Annotated in this window: 12 protein-coding genes; 8 read left to right on the top strand and 4 right to left on the bottom strand. The window is 74.3% G+C overall.

Translation table 11 applies throughout. The features are described from left to right. Window positions 1–3: 3 nt before the first annotated feature. Complete coding sequence (locus FHU28_RS20905) at window positions 4–870, top strand: PDDEXK family nuclease (protein ID WP_184686204.1); 867 nt, start codon at window positions 4–6, stop codon at window positions 868–870. A gap of 272 nt (window positions 871–1142) precedes the next feature. Continuing rightward, window positions 1143–2429: a hypothetical protein gene (locus FHU28_RS20900; protein ID WP_184686203.1), complete on the top strand. Its 1287-nt coding sequence runs from the start codon at window positions 1143–1145 to the stop codon at window positions 2427–2429. Between the two features lie 223 nt (window positions 2430–2652). On the opposite strand, the gene FHU28_RS20895 is transcribed toward FHU28_RS20900, so the two are convergent. Continuing rightward, entirely contained in the window at window positions 2653–3000 is a 348-nt protein-coding gene (locus FHU28_RS20895) for a histone-like nucleoid-structuring protein Lsr2 (protein WP_184689757.1), read from the bottom strand. Window positions 3001–3244: 244 nt separating this feature from the next. Here FHU28_RS20895 and lon point away from each other — a divergent pair, with 244 nt between their 5' ends. Then, window positions 3245–5566 carry an endopeptidase La gene (lon, locus tag FHU28_RS20890; RefSeq protein WP_184686202.1) on the top strand — a complete coding sequence of 774 codons (2322 nt, stop codon included), beginning with the start codon at window positions 3245–3247 and terminating at the stop codon, window positions 5564–5566. Window positions 5567–5617: 51 nt separating this feature from the next. Here the strand turns inward: lon and FHU28_RS20885 are convergent, their stop codons facing one another. Continuing rightward, window positions 5618–7375 carry a DEAD/DEAH box helicase gene (locus FHU28_RS20885; protein WP_184686201.1) on the bottom strand — a complete coding sequence of 586 codons (1758 nt, stop codon included), beginning with the start codon at window positions 7373–7375 and terminating at the stop codon, window positions 5618–5620. A 117-nt stretch (window positions 7376–7492) separates the two neighbouring features. Further along, complete coding sequence (locus FHU28_RS20880; RefSeq protein ID WP_184686200.1) at window positions 7493–8317, bottom strand: hypothetical protein; 825 nt, start codon at window positions 8315–8317, stop codon at window positions 7493–7495. Window positions 8318–8449: 132 nt separating this feature from the next. Between FHU28_RS20880 and FHU28_RS20875 the strand changes: the two genes are divergently transcribed. The 4 genes from FHU28_RS20875 to FHU28_RS20860 all read left to right on the top strand — a co-directional run bounded on the left by FHU28_RS20875 (window position 8450) and on the right by FHU28_RS20860 (window position 11805). Further along, window positions 8450–9595 carry a sensor histidine kinase gene (locus tag FHU28_RS20875; protein ID WP_184686199.1) on the top strand — a complete coding sequence of 382 codons (1146 nt, stop codon included), beginning with the start codon at window positions 8450–8452 and terminating at the stop codon, window positions 9593–9595. Beyond that, the gene (locus FHU28_RS20870) at window positions 9592–10197 is read left to right on the top strand and encodes a response regulator transcription factor (protein WP_184686198.1); all 606 of its coding nucleotides are present in this window, start codon (window positions 9592–9594) and stop codon (window positions 10195–10197) included. Before FHU28_RS20875 ends, FHU28_RS20870 begins: the two co-directional genes overlap by 4 nt. 44 nt (window positions 10198–10241) lie before the next feature. After that, a complete protein-coding gene (locus tag FHU28_RS20865; RefSeq protein WP_184686197.1) occupies window positions 10242–10775 on the top strand; it encodes a 2'-5' RNA ligase family protein in 534 nt (177 codons plus the stop codon). A gap of 85 nt (window positions 10776–10860) precedes the next feature. Next, window positions 10861–11805, top strand: coding sequence for an inositol-3-phosphate synthase (locus tag FHU28_RS20860; protein WP_184686196.1), 945 nt, complete (start codon window positions 10861–10863; stop codon window positions 11803–11805). 97 nt (window positions 11806–11902) lie between these two features. Here the strand turns inward: FHU28_RS20860 and FHU28_RS20855 are convergent, their stop codons facing one another. Then, window positions 11903–14098 (bottom strand): glycoside hydrolase family 43 protein, encoded by a 2196-nt coding sequence (locus FHU28_RS20855; RefSeq protein ID WP_184686195.1) that lies wholly within the window; start codon window positions 14096–14098, stop codon window positions 11903–11905. Window positions 14099–14223: 125 nt separating this feature from the next. On the opposite strand from FHU28_RS20855, the gene FHU28_RS20850 reads away from it, so the two are divergent. Beyond that, window positions 14224–14967: an ArsR/SmtB family transcription factor gene (locus FHU28_RS20850; RefSeq protein WP_184686194.1), complete on the top strand. Its 744-nt coding sequence runs from the start codon at window positions 14224–14226 to the stop codon at window positions 14965–14967. Window positions 14968–15011: the final 44 nt, after the last annotated feature.

Below are 15011 nucleotides of genomic sequence, written 5' to 3'. Positions count from 1 at the left end.
GAGATGACGAGCACCGGCAGCGTGACCGCCTCCTGGCTGCGGCCGATCCCGTCCGGCACGACGCCGTGCCTGACCCGCTGCGGGCACGTCGGGTACGCGGGCCGGCGGCTCGGCGAGCTGGTGCAGGGCCGCCCGCCGGGGGTCACCGGCAACCAGTGGAGCACGGCCGGACGGGCGCCGCTGGACCTGGTGGTCAGCGCCGCCGACACCGGCCTGCCGCGCTTCGCGGTGCGGTTCACCGCGCCCGCGTCCGACGGGTCGCCCGCCCGCCGGGAGGAACGGCTGACCGACGCGGTGTCCGCCGCTGTCGGCCTGCCGCTGCTGCGGATCGAGTCGCCGACGCTCGACGGCGCCGATCACGTCCGCCGCTTCGCGGAGTACGTGCTCGACGCGCGGGCCTACGCCGAGGGCATCGACCCGGACGCCGGGGACGCGGTCGGCTTCCGCGACATCATCGGCCGGCTGCCCGACGGCCGGCGTGGACCGGTGAACGACCTCGGGGCGCTCGCGCGGGTCGAGGCGGTCGAGGCGTACGTGGCCGGCCGGCTCGCCGACCCGATCGTGCGCGGGCTGCACGTGCGCTGGACCGACGGCCCGGCGGAGGGCTGGGGCTGGGTCGAGGTGCGGCCCGGCCGCTGCCTGCTGGAGCGGGTCCGGCTGACGTCGCGGGGGTTCTCCTGCGGCGTGGACCCGGGCCGGCTCGCCGAGGACCTGGCCGCGCTGGCGCTGGGGGAGCGGCTGCGGGATCTCGACGCGGTCGCGTCGTCACTGGTGGACCGGGAGGAGCTTCGCCGGCGTGTGCGCGCGCTCGCGGCCCGGCGGGACTCCTTCGACGGCGGCTTCGCCTTCGACCACCTCTGCGCCGACTGACGGCCTTCTTCTCCGCCGGGCGGTCGGTGGCCGCACCGGCACGTCCCAATTTTTTTTTCGATCTCCGGTTGAACCTTCGCCGACGGCGCTCCGTACCTCATCGGGAATGGACGCAGATTTCCCCGCCGCGCCCGGACGGCGCGGAGACGGTGCGGAAAGGGCATCGTCGGCCATCGACGCGCGACCCGAGCGTCGCAGTGATCTCACACCCCGAATTCATCGGTCCGCCGGGATCACCAGTCAACTACCGGATCGAGAAGGAGAGCAATTCGATGCGCAGGTCCACACGGGCGCGCCGGTCATCCGGTAACGCGCGGAGCAAGCGGGTGCTGGCAGTGGTCGGCACGCTCGCGGTCTTCGGCGGCATCGTCGCCGTCACCCAGATCTCGTCCGCCCAGGACCGGCGGACGACCACCCGCGCCGCCTCGGCGTCCTGTGTGCCCGCCAGCCCGGGGGCGACCGCCCCGGACGGCCAGGGCAGCACCACCCGTACCTGGCAGAACGGCCGCTGGGTCCGCAACCACTGGGGCGACGGTCAGATGTCGCCGGCCGAGTGCCAGCAGACGACCGCGGGCGGCGCCGGCGCCGGCACCCCGACCGTGGCCTGCCCGGACGTCCAGGGCCGGCTGCCGCAGGTGCCCGGCCGGGCCCGCGCCGAGGTGGACCGCGAACTGGCGGCGCTGACGTCGCAGATCGCCGACGCGAACCGGCGGCTGGCGGCGGAGGGCCGTAACGGCGGCGAGTTCATCAACAACGCGATCCTGGGCCCGCTCGCGGACAAGCGGACCGCTGCGCTCAACCGGATCGCCACGGCCATCGGCCGGTTCGCCCAGCGTCCGCAGGGCCTGGACCAGTTCGCCCGGTGCGCGTTGACTGACGTCCCGCGCAACGGCGGTGGCCAGAACGGGGGCAACAACGGTGGCCAGACCGGCGGTCCGACCGGCGGTCCGACCGCCGGGAACAACGGTGGCGGGAACAACAACGGCGGCGGTCAGAACAACGGTGGCGGCAACGGGCTGAACGTGCTCGCCAAGGACTGCTCCGGCAGCCAGCTGCAGGGGCACGACGGTTTCCAGAACGGCAACCGGTGCGTCAGCACCGCGTTCGGTGAGGTGGGCGCCGCGGCGAACAACCCGTCGCTGCTGATCACGCAGTTCCCGAACCAGGTGCGGCGCAATCAGCCGTTCACGCTCCGGGTGACCACCAAGAACCTGGTGCGGGACCGCTTCCTCGCGGCCGGGCAGGGCGGCTACTACCTGGAGAGCTCGCTGCTCAACGGCGAGGGCCTGGTGCGCGGCCACTTCCACACCGCCTGCCGGATGCTCGGCAGCACCCGGCAGCCCCCGAACCCGCAGGACGTGCCGGCGTTCTTCGTCGCCACCGAGGACGGCCGTGGCGGCAACCAGCCGGACGACGTGCTGATCCAGATCCCGGGCCTGGCGCAGTCGGGTGTGGCGCAGTGCGCGGTCTGGGCCGGTGACGGTTCGCACCGCATCCCGATGATGGAGCGGGCGAACCAGACTCCCGCCATCGACGTGGTGCGCATCCGGGTCAACTGAGAGCGTGCGACGGCCGCGGTCGCCCGGGGAACCTTCCGGGTGGCCGCGGCCGTCGCATGTCCGCGTGGCGGGTCCGGCAGGGAAGCGTGGGATTGGATCCGGGAAGAAAATTCGTGCCGTCGGAATCCAGCCCGATGAAAATCATCGACGACACGATAGGCCGGGCGGCCCGCTCCGATTTCTCAGCGTGACCCCGGGATGCCCGACGGTGAGTGTTTAGCGCTCAGCGGTTCTTGTACGCCTCGACGACCGACACCGGGATGCGCCCGCGCTCGGAAATCTCGTGCCCGTTCTTGGCCGCCCATTCGCGGATGGCGCGGTTCTGCTCGCGGTCCATTCCCGAGGTGCTCGGCCGGCCCGTGCGCCGGGTGGTGCGCGCGACCTCGGCCGCACCACGGCCGATCCGCCTGCCAGCGCTGATGTACGGGTCCAGTGCCTTACGCAGAACGCCCGCGTTCTCGTCGGACACGTCGATCGTGTACGCCACGCCGTCCAGGCTGAACTCGACGGTCCGATCGGCCTTTCCGCCGTCGAGGTCGTCGGTCAGAACGGTGATTACTTTCCTTGCCATCGCCATTACTCCCTGTGTCGGGCGGGGTGTGCTAAGAGTCTGACTTACCTGGCGGTAATTTCGCAACAATACCCGCCTCTTTGCATTCGGCGGGTCGCGCCGGTAAGCGTCGCGGCCAATAGGGGGCCGGTGCCCGAACCGAGCCGGGGTGGCGGCCGCAGTGGCGTGGGTCACAACCCGGAACAAGGGGCACGTTTTGTTACTTGAGCCAGACACGCTCAACCGACGTGATGGCAGGTGTCCGATGGCAACTCTTCCGGTACTTCCCTTGACCGACGCCGTCCTGCTGCCCGGGATGGTCATCCCGGTGACCCTCGACCCCACCACCCAGGCCGCTGTCGACGCGGCCCGCGCCACCGGCGACAAGGAACTCCTGGCCGTGCCCCGCCTCGACGGCGAGTACGGCTCCGTCGGCGTGGTCGCGACCATCGAGAAGCTGGGCCGGCTGCCCAGCGGCGAGCCGGCCGCGGTGATCCGCGGTCTCGTCCGCGCCCGCATCGGCTCCGGCGTGCCCGGGCCCGGCGCCGCCCTCTGGGTCGAGGCGGCGACCCTCGACGAGCCCGCCCCGGCGGGCCGCGCCCGGGAACTCGCCCGCGAGTACCGCGCGCTCATGACGTCAGTGCTCCAGCAGCGTGGCGCCTGGCAGGTGATCGACGCGATGGAGCGGATGACGGACCTGTCCGAGCTGGCCGACTCGGCCGGCTACGCGCCCTGGCTCAGCCTGGCGCAGAAGACCGAGCTGCTCGCCGCGCCGGACGTCACCGCCCGGCTGGAACTGCTGGTCGGCTGGGTGAAGGAGCACCTGGCCGAGCAGGAGGTCACCGAGCAGATCAACAGCGACGTACGCGAGGGGCTGGAGAAGTCCCAGCGCGAATTCCTGCTCCGCCAGCAGCTCGCCGCGATCCGCAAGGAACTCGGCGAGGACGAGCCGGACGGGTCCGCCGACTACCGCTCCCGGGTGGAGTCCGCCGACCTGCCGGAGAAGGTGCGCGAGGCGGCGATGCGCGAGGTCGGCAAGCTGGAACGGGCCAGCGACGCCTCACCCGAGGCGGGCTGGATCCGTACCTGGCTGGACACCGTGCTGGAGATGCCGTGGAACACGCGTACCGCTGACAACACCGACCTGGCCGCGGCGCGTGCGGTGCTCGACGCCGACCACGCCGGCCTGGCCGACGTGAAGGACCGCATCCTGGAGTACCTCGCGGTGCGCAACCGGCGCGCGGAGCGCAACCTCGGCGTGGTCGGCGGACGCGGCTCCGGCGCGGTGCTCGCCCTGGCCGGGCCGCCCGGAGTGGGCAAGACCAGCCTCGGCGAGTCGGTCGCCCGGGCGCTGGGCCGCAACTTCGTCCGCGTGTCCCTCGGCGGTGTCCGGGACGAGGCGGAGATCCGCGGCCACCGGCGCACCTACGTCGGCGCGCTGCCCGGCCGGATCGTGCGGGCGCTGCGCGAGGCCGGCTCGATGAACCCGGTCGTGCTGCTCGACGAGGTCGACAAGCTGGCCGCCGGCTACTCCGGCGACCCGGCCGCGGCCCTGCTGGAGGTGCTCGACCCGGCGCAGAACCACACGTTCCGCGACCACTACCTGGAGGTCGACCTCGACCTGTCCGACGTGCTGTTCCTGGCCACCGCCAACGTGGTGGAGGCGATTCCCGGCCCGCTGCTGGACCGGATGGAGCTGGTCACGCTGGACGGCTACACCGAGGACGAGAAGGTGGCCATCGCCCGCGACCACCTGCTGCCCCGGCAGCGGGAACGGGCCGGGCTGACCACCGGGGAGGTCACGATCGCCGACGAGGCGCTGGCGCTGATCGCGGGCGAGTACACCCGGGAGGCCGGCGTCCGGCAGCTCGAACGGGCCCTGGCCAAGATCCTTCGCAAGGTGGCCGTCGCGCTGGCCGGCGACCCGGCGCCGGTGCACGTCGACGCCGGCAACCTGGCCCGCTACCTGGGCCGGCCGAAGTTCACCCCGGAGTCGGCCGAACGCACCGCCGTGCCCGGCGTGGCGACCGGGCTGGCCGTCACCGGCGCCGGTGGCGACGTGCTGTTCATCGAGGCCACCACCATGGAGGGTGAGCCGGGGCTGACGCTCACCGGTCAGCTCGGCGACGTGATGAAGGAGTCCGCGCACATCGCGTGGTCGTACCTGCGGTCGAACGGACGGCGCTACGGGCTGGACCCGAACGCGCTGGCCGGGCGGCGGATCCACCTGCACGTCCCGGCGGGCGCGGTGCCCAAGGACGGGCCGAGCGCCGGCATCACCATGGTCACCGCGCTGGCGTCCCTGGTGACCGGGCGGCCGGTGCGGCCCGAGTTCGGGATGACCGGCGAGGTGACGCTCTCCGGCCGGGTGCTGCCGATCGGCGGGGTGAAGCAGAAGCTGCTCGCCGCGCACCGGGCCGGCCTCACCGAGGTGATCATCCCGAAGCGCAACGAGCCGGACCTGGACGACCTGCCGGCCGAGGTGCGGGAGGCGCTGACCGTGCACACGCTGTCCGACGTGGCGGACGTGCTCGCGCTGGCGCTGCGCCCGGCCGAGATCGACACGCAGGCGCTCGCCGCCGCCTGACGACCGACCCGCCCCGGCCACAGACCCACTGCGGCCGGGGCGCGGTCGCGCTCAGCGGCGGTCGCGCCGCTCGTACCCCCGGTCGCGGCGCTCGCCCGGCCCGTCGCCGTCACGGTCCCGGCGTACGGTCGCCTTACGTCCCTTGATGGTGGTGCCGCGCAGCCCTGCGATGATCTCGTCGGCCACCCCCTGCGGCACCTCGACCAGCGAGAACCGGTCGGCGATCTCGATCGAGCCGATGTCCCGGCCGTTGATCCGGGTCTCTCCGGTGATCGCGCCCACCAGGTCCTGCGGCCGTACCCCGGCGCGCCGGCCCAGCCCGATGAAGACCTGGGTGGTCCCCCCGGTACGCGGTCGCGTCCCGCCCCGGCGCTCGCCCCGGCCGCCGGCCTCCGGACGTCCCTCGCGCGGGCCCCGGACCGGAACCTGCGGGATCTCCTCCTCGTCGTCCGAGCCCGGCGACGTCGCCTCGTGCGCCAGCTTCACCGCCGCCAGCGCCACCTCGACCAGGTCGAACTCGTCGGTCAGCGACTCCACGATCACCCGGTACGGGTCGAGGTCGTCCTCCAGCAGGCTCTCCCGCAGCGCGGCCTGGGTCAGCTCCAGCCGCCGGGTACGCATGTCCGCCACCGTGGGGATCTTGTCGATGGCGATCCGCTGGCCGGTGACCCGCTCGATGGTCTTGAGCATCCGGTGCTCGCGCGGCTCGGCGAGCGTGATCGCCACACCCTCCCGCCCGGCCCGGCCCACCCGGCCGATCCGGTGCACGTACGACTCCGGCGCCGACGGGACGTCGTAGTTGACCACGTGCGTGAGCTGCTCGACGTCCAGCCCTCGGGCGGCCACGTCGGTGGCGACCAGCAGGTCCGCCGTGCCGGCGCGCAGCCGGCCCATCACCCGGTCCCGCTGTTCCTGGCTCATCCCGCCGTGCAGCGCCTCGGCCCGGTAGCCCCGGCCGTTCATCGTCTCGGTGAGCCGGTCGACCTCCTCGCGGCTGCGGCAGAACACGATCGCCGCGGTGGGCGACTCCACGTCCAGCACCCGGCCCAGCGCGGCCGGCTTGTGCCCCCGGGCCACGATGTACGCGCTCTGCCGCACCCGGGGCGCCTCCCCGGCGACCGTGCGCTCCCGCTCGATCTGGATACGGACCGGATCGGTGAGGTGCTGCCGGGCCAGCCCGTCGATGCGGGCCGGCATGGTGGCCGAGAACAGCACGGTCTGCCGCCCGGCGGGCGCGTGCTCCAGGATCGCCTCGATGTCCTCGGCGAAGCCCATGTCGAGCATTTCGTCCGCCTCGTCCAGCACCACGGTGCTGAGCGCGCCCAGCCGCAGCGTGCCCCGGGCGATGTGGTCCAGCGCCCGGCCCGGTGTCGCCACCACCACGTCCACGCCGTGGTCGAGCGCGCGCAGCTGCCGGCCGATCGGCTGCCCGCCGTAGATCGGCAGCACCCGGGCACCGAGGTCCTTGCCGTAGCGGTGGAACGCCTCGGAGACCTGCACGGCCAGCTCCCGGGTGGGCACCAGCACCAGCGACACCGGGTCGCCGTCCGGCCGCCCCACCGGCATCCGCTGCAACAGCGGCAGGGCGAACGCGGCGGTCTTGCCCGTACCGGTGGCCGCCTGCCCCAGCAGGTCCTGCCCGGCAAGCAGCGGAGGGATCGCCTCCCGCTGGATCGGGGTGGGTTCCTCGTAGCCGAGCGCGGCCAGCGCGCCCAGCAACTCGGTGCGCAGCCCGAGGTCCGCGAAGGCGGCGGTGTCCTCGGCGTCGGCGGAGATGGCAGGGTCGGTCGGGGTCGGTGCGGCGCTCATCCGGCAAGTTTTTCATCACCGCCCACCGGCGGTCGCGGCGACCGGGGCAAACGTTCGCCACGCCACGCCGTGCCGTCCCCTCCGGGTGATCCGGCGCAGCCCCGTGCCCCCGCCGGATCACCGGGACAGGACGGCCAGCAGCGTGGTGAGGCCCACCCCGACGTCGAACACCGCGCACCACAGCGCGTAACCGCGCGGCACCACAGTGCCGGTGCGGTGGTACCAGGCGTCCCAGCCGGCGTGCACGAACCAGCCCACGCCCACCAGCACCCCGGCGACGTCGGCGGACGCCACCGTCGCCACGACCGACAGGCCGCCCCACACGGCCGCCCCGGCGAGCTGCACGGCCAGCGCGCGCCGGTCGCCCCACTGCCGCCGCCAGGTGCCGAGCAGCAGATAGCCGGCGGGCAGGACCAGCAGCGTCCACGGCGCGAAGACGGTGGGCGCGAACCACATGTCCACCGTCATGAGCAGGCCCAGCCCGGCCGGCCACCCCCGCGCCACCGCCGCAGCGAGCGGGTGCCGGCGCGGCGCGACGGCGGCGTGCCGGTGGCGCAGCGCCACCAGCAGCATCGCCGGCACCATCAGCAGGTGACCGCCGAGCAGCAGCGTGTCGTCCCCGACCCACCCCGCCCACCAGGGCGGGAGCAGCAGCAGGAACGGCACATACATCGCCGCCGACATCTCGCCGGTGGCGGCCCAGCCGTCCCCCCGGTGCCACATCCAGGCGGTCATGCCCAGCGCCATGTTCGTCGCCATCACCAGCGCGCCCACGTCCGGCCGCGCCAGCACCGCCGCGCCGCCCAGGACGTCCGCGCCCACCTGCCACAGCGGCCCGAGCAGCACCATTCCGGCCAGCATCGCCACGACCATCGCGGCCAGGTGCCGGGTCCGCGCCCACCCGGCCCACCGCCGGGGTACGACCACAGTCATCTCTGTCATGCCCCGACCCTGCCGCCGTCCGGCGCACCGGACCAGGCGTGTCCGTCACGGGAGAACCGTGCGGATCACACGGGTCGGCCGTGACATCTCCCGGGCGTGAGCGGGCCCGTCCACGCCCTAGGATCGGCGGGCATGACAGTCGATTCCGCTGACCGCCGGCTGCGCCGGGCCCGGCGGGTCACCCTGCTGTCGCTCGCCACGAACGTGTGGACCACGGTGCTGCTGCCCGTCGTCGGCCTGGCCCGCGAGCCCGACCCGGTACGCGTCGCGCTCGGCGCCGCCGCGCTGCTCGGATTCGCCGTCGCCCAGATCGCGGTGCTGCACGCGGCGGTCACCCCGTGGCTGCCTGTACCGGCCCGTCGTCGCCGCCACGTCGCGCTGGCGGTGGCGGCGCTGCTCAGCGTGCCGCTGCTCGGCCCGGTCGCGGCCGGCTCCTGGCCCACCTGGGCCTGGCTGGGCGCGTCACTGGTCGGCATGGCGCCGCTGCTGTTCCGGCCTGCCGTCGCGGCGGTGGCGGCGGCCGGGGTGCTCGCCGCGTCCGCCGCCGTCACCGGGTCGACCGGCGGGTCGATGCCCCGGGCGCTGCTGGTCACCGGCGTGGTGGGCACCGGGATCGCCGCGCTCGCCTGGGTCCAGGTCTGGTTCTGGGACCTGCTGGTCGAGGCCCGGCAGGGACAGGCCGCCCAGGCCCGGCTCGCCGCCGCCGAGGAACGGCTGCGCTTCGCCCGGGACGTGCACGACCTGCTCGGCCACGACCTGACCGTGATCGCGCTGAAGGCGGAGCTGGCCGAGCGGCTGGCGCCGGTTGACGCCGCCCGGGCCGCCGGGGAGGCGGCGGAGGCCCGGCGGCTCGCCGGCGCGGCGCTGACCCGGGTACGCGCGGCGGTGCACGGCTACCGCGCCGTCGACCTGGCCGAGCAGGCCGCCGCGGTGGGGGAGGTGCTGCGCTCCAGCGGGGTACGCACGACAGTCGTCCCGCCGGCCGGTGAGGTGCCCGCGCCGGTCGCCGCCGACCTGGCCGCCGTGCTGCGCGAGGCCGGGACGAACGTGCTGCGGCACAGCCGCGCCGGCTGGTGCCGGATCGAGATCACCCGGGAGGACGGCGCGGTGACGCTGACCGTGCGCAACGACGGCGTCCGTGACGACGACGGCCCGGACCGGCTCAGCGGCGGCCTGCGCGGCCTGGCCGACCGGCTCGCCCCGGCCGGCGGCCGGGTCCGGGCGGACGCCGCCGACGGGGTGTTCAGTCTGGTGGCGACAGTGCCGGTGTCCCAGTGATCCGGGTGCTGCTGGCCGACGACGAGGAGCTGATCCGGCTCGCGCTCGCCGCGCTGCTCGACCTGGAGCCGGACATCGAGGTGGTCGCGCACGCGAGCGACGGGCGCGCGGCCCTGGACGCGGCGCTGGCCCACCGCCCGGACGTGGCCGTGCTCGACCTGGAGATGCCGCCGCCCGGCGGGGTCGAGGTCGCCGCCGAGCTGACCCGGGCGCTGCCCGGCTGCGCCCCGGTGATCCTCACCGGACACGGCCGCCCCGCCCAGCTCCGGCCGGCGCTCACCGCCGGGGTCCGTGGGTTCCTCGCCAAGGGCGCACCCGGCAGCGCCCTGGCCGACGTGATCCGCCGGGTGCACTCCGGGGCGCGGTACGTCGATCCGGCGCTCGCCGCCGACGCGCTGACCCTGCCCGAGTGCCCGTTGACGCCACGCGAACTGGAGACGCTGCGGCTGGCCGAGCTGGGCACCCCGGTCGCGGTGATCGCCCGCCGTACCCACCTGGCCGCCGGCACGGTCCGCAACCACCTGAGCGCCTGCGTGCAGAAGCTCGGCGCCGCCGACCGGGCCGAAGCGGTACGGCGGGCGCGTGAGGCCGGCTGGCTCTGACGTACGGGACGGCATGGCCGGGCGCCGGCGACTAGCCTGATCACGTGCGGACGGTCGAACTGCTCTGCTCACCGGAGCTGGAAGCGGCGGTGCGCGCTGCCTGGGACCGGCTCGCCGCCGCCGGGCTGCCCAGCCTGGCCCGCAACACGCACCCGACGAACCGGCCGCACCTGACGCTCGCCTCGGTCGAGGAGTTTCCGCCCGGCGCCGAGCAGCGCCTGGCCGACCTCTGCGACGCCGCGCTGCCGCTGCCGGTGCGGCTGGGCCGGGTGGCCGTCCTCGACGGCAGCGCGCCGCTGGTGTGGCTGGTCCGGCCGACACCGCAGCTCGTCGCGCTGCACGGCGCGGTCTGGGACGTGCTCGCCGAGGCGTCCGGCGGGCACTCGTGGCACCAGCCCGGCCGGTGGGTGCCGCACCTGAGCCTCGCGCTGCGGTTCGGCGCGGCGGACCGGCGCCGCGCCCGGGCGGTCGCCGGGGCGCACCCGCCGGCGGGTGCGTTCGTGGCGGCGCGCAGCTACGACGGCGACACCCGCACGGTCAGCGAGCTGACCACCGCCTGCCCGCGTTCCGGCGGCTGACCGAGAAGTCATACCCGGCGCTGGTGGCCGTCGGTTCCGTTGACCGGGACCCCTGGCGTGGGCAGATCCGGGTACTCTTCGTCCCATGATCGACAGTGTTCGATTGGCGGTCGTCGGTGTAGGCAACAACACGTCGGCGTTGGTGCAGGGCATCGCCTTCTACCGCAACACCGGCAGCCTGGTCGGGCTCCACCGGCCAGAGATCGCGGGACTGGGCGTCAGCGACATCGACGTCGTCGCCGCTTTCGCCATGTCCGACCGAAAGGTGGGCAAGGATCTCCACGAGGCGATATTCATGCCGCCCAACAACTTCCCGCGCCTCGACACCGAACTGCCGCCCGCCGGCGTGACGGTGCGGCGTGGCCTGGTGGACTCGACGGAAGTCGAACGGGTGGCGCACGCGCTGGAAGGGGCGGAGGTGCTGCTCTACTCCGCTCCGAGCGGCCGGCCGGACACGGCTCGGGCTTACGCCGAGGCGGCGCTGATGGCGGGAGTCGCGTTCGTGAACACCACGTCGGACCCGGTGGCCAGGCAGGCGTCACTACTGGCACGTTTCGAGGAAGCCCGTGTGCCGTTGCTCGGCGACGATCTGGCCAGCCAGTTCGGCACCTCCGTGCTGCACCACGCACTGCTGCGGCTGATCGAGGAGCGTGGCCTCACTCTGAGCAGTTCCTACCAGGTCAATCTGGGCGGGACCGAGGACTTCCGCAACCTGGTCGAGAACCCGAACACCAAGAAGCAGTCCAAGCTGAACGCCCTGGGGTCGTCCGGGAAGGTCCAGATGGCGCCTCTGGCGTACATGCCGCATCTGCGATCCCACAAGATCGCCCACCTCAACATCGAAGCGCAGGGCTGGGCCGAGACGGCGGTGAGTGTGGAGGTGCGGCTGCAGGTGCATGACCCGAGTGGTGCCGCTGGCGTCAACATCGACCTGATTCGTCTGGCGGCCGTCGCCCTCCGGTCGGGTCATGGCGGCTACCCGGCCGAAGCGGCGTCCTTCCTGAAATCTCCACCCGGAACCGCGATCTGACCCACGTGTCCGAGCTGCCCCGGGCGGCTGACGAGCCGGGCCGGCGGCGGGCTCGTTCCTCCCGTAGGCAGGGGCCGCCGCCGGCCGTTGTCGAGCGTCAGCTGTGGAAGCGCAGGTAGTCGAACTCGGCCGTCACCGCCGGTGTCGCCCCTCCGTGCGCCACCAGCCCGATCCGGGGCGTGGTGCCGGCCGGGAACGTCCACACCGCGCCCCACGTCCAGCGCTTGCCGTCCCGGCTGGATCCGGCCCGGAACTCGTGCTCGCCGGTGACCGGGTCGACCCGGTGGGCCAGCCGCAGCCAGGTGGTGGTGCCCGGGGTGCCGACGATGCTGCCGCCGTACACGGGTTGCCCGGCGAAGGGCAGTTCGTAGCCGTACTCGACCTGCCGGGTGTTCCAGATCGCCACCTGGGTCAGCCGGGCGAACCGGTCGTCGTCGACGTACGCGACCAGGCCCGCCTGCTGGTAGTTGCGCACGCTGTCCTCGCCCAGGTCGAGCGTCACCTTCGTCTCGGCGACGTAGTTCCCGGTCGGCGCGTCGTGCAGCAGCACCCCGGCGTTGTTGGCGGTGCCGGACAGGTCGGCGTTCTGCACCGGCCAGCGCAGCGCGCCGCCGGACACGGTGGCGGCCGGGTCCTGGCGTACCCACTGCCAGGACGGGTCGAGCCCGCCGGTGAACTCGTCGGAGTAGCCGCGCAGCACCGGGCCGACCCGCGGGTCGGGGACGGTGTGCCGCGCCGGACGGTACAGCCGGACGGCGCTGACGTTGTCGAACTCGGCCCGCCCGCCCTCGGCGCGCACCGACAGGTTGCCCGTCGCGGGGCGGGGGAGCCGTGCCGACACCTGGGCCACCGGGTCGCCGAGGCGCGACGGGCTGAGCGTGGCGACGAGCTGCTGTCCGCGTACCTCGATCGCGAGGTTGTGCCGGTCGCGCAGGTCGAGGCCGGCGGGCAGCGCGGTGGTCGCGGCGCCCGCAGTGAGCCGGCCGCGTCCGACGCGGACGTCCACGCCGTGAAGCCGCAGCCCGGCGGTGGTCGCGCCGGTCAGCCGCAGGTCGGTCTCCGCGCGCAGGTCGCCGCCGATCCGGGTACGCGAGGTGAGCGTGCCGCTGCCGGTCAGCGCTCCGCCGGTGGCCTGCCAGCGGCCGTGTTCGGCCCGCCAGCCGCGCAGGTCGGCGGTGGCGAAGCGGGCGTCGATCGGGCCGGTGGTGACCGGCGCGGGGCGGGCGGTGTCGGAGGGGCCGGCGCCCGCGTTCACAGTGGGCCATCCGTCGATCCAGTCGAGCCGGTCCAGCAGCATCGGCCGCTCGTTGACGCCGAACGGCTCGTCCAGGTACGGCTCGGCGCGGTCGATCGCGTGGTAGGCGATCCAGTCCTGGCCGGACAGGTCGGTGAGGACCGCGTTGTGCCCGGTGCCGATCCAGCGGTTGCCGTTCTGGGTGAGCACCGGGGTGCCGCCGGCCCGGGAGACGTCGAGGCGCTGGCCGTCGCGGTCGGTGAACGGGCCGCGCGGGTCACGGGAGCGGCCGACCTGGACGGAGTAGCCGGTGGCCGGGCCGGCGCAGCAGTTCGCGGTGGAGGCGAACAGGTAGTACCAGCCGTCGCGGCGCAGCACGTACGCGCCTTCGAACTTGTTGTCGACGGCGACCGGCGTCGACGTGCCGACGGCGCGCAGCCCGTCCGGGGACAGTTCGGTGACCGAGATGCCGCCGTAGTAGCTGCCGTAGTAGAGCCAGTGGCGTCCGTCGGCGCCGGTGAGCTGGCTCGGGTCGATGGTCCACAGGTAACCGCCGCCCGCGCCCGGCCGCGGCGCGACCACAGGCGTGTCGGCGAACGTCCACGGACCGGCCGGGCTCGGCGCGGTGGCCACCCCGACGGCGGTGTCGAATGTGTCGTCCGAGACGGTGGTGTCGGTGACGGTCATGTACATGACCCACCGGCCCGCCACGCGCCGCACGTCGGGCGCCCAGAACGCCGAGCCGGGCGCGGCGTAGGCGGGCCGCTGGCCGGCGGTGAACGCGTCGCCCACGAAGGTCCAGTCGACGAGGTCGGCGGAGCGGGCGATCGGCACCCGGTGCGCGCGGCCCTCGCCTTCGCGCAGCGGGTCGGAGGTGCCGAAGGCGTACCAGAGTCCGTCGTCGCCGCGTACCACGACCGGGTCGGCGAAGGTGTCGGCGAATCCGGCGGAGACCGGGTTGCGGTAGCGGTCGGGCCCGGCGGCGGACGCGGGGGCCGCGCCGGCGAGCAGAAGCGTGAGTACGGCGGCGAGCGCGCCACCGCGGCGGAGGTGTCCCATCGGGCCTGCCCTCGGGAATAGACGGAGGTGCGGTGCCACCGTTTCTACAACGTTGGAGACTCGTGTGTAAAGAGCACCGGCACCGTTCGGCGCGGCCCGAACCGTGGCCGTGCCAGCATGGGCGGATGACCATCCGCGCCGACGGCCGAGGGCTGGCGGGGTTCGCCGCGCTGCTCGCCGACCCGACCCGGGCCGGCTTCTGCCTCACCCTGCTCGACGGGCGCGCCTGGACCGCCGGGGAGCTGGCCCGCGCCGCCGGGGTCACCGCGTCCACCGCCAGCGACCACCTCACCCGGCTGGTGGCGGGCGGCCTGCTGGTCGAACAGCGGCAGGGCCGCCACCGCTACGTCCGCCTCGCCGGCCCGGCCGTCGCCCAGCTCATCGAGGACCTGGCCGCGCGGGCCCCCGCCCCGGACACCCCGCCCCGCACGTTGCGCGCCGCGTCGGCCGCCACCGCCCTGGCGTACGCCCGGACCTGCTACGACCACCTGGCCGGGCGGCTCGGCGTGCTGCTGCACGACGCCCTGCTCACCCGCGGCGTGCTCGACCGTTCCGGCGGCCTGGCGCTGACCGGCGCCGGAGTGTCCTGGCTGGCCGGACTGGGCGTACCCGTGGAACCGCTGCGGGCCGCCCGGCGACCCCTCGTACGCGACTGCCTGGACTGGACCGAGCGGCGCCCACACCTGGCCGGGGCGCTCGGGGCGGCCCTGTGCGGTCGCTTCCTCGACCTCGGCTGGACGACGCGTGGCGCCGGGCGGGCGGTGCGGCTCACCGCGGCCGGGCGGGACGCGCTGGCCGAGGCGCTCGCGCTCGACCCGGCGCTGCTGGCCCCGCCCGCCTCCCGGGACACCGGCCCGGCACGCGCCTGAGGGCGCGCGGATCGTTCGGCCGGGACCGAACCGTTCGCACCATA

The sequence above is a fragment of the Micromonospora echinospora genome (assembly GCF_014203425.1).
Lineage (GTDB): Bacteria > Actinomycetota > Actinomycetes > Mycobacteriales > Micromonosporaceae > Micromonospora > Micromonospora echinospora_A.
This window is presented reverse-complemented; position numbering and strand designations above follow the sequence as displayed.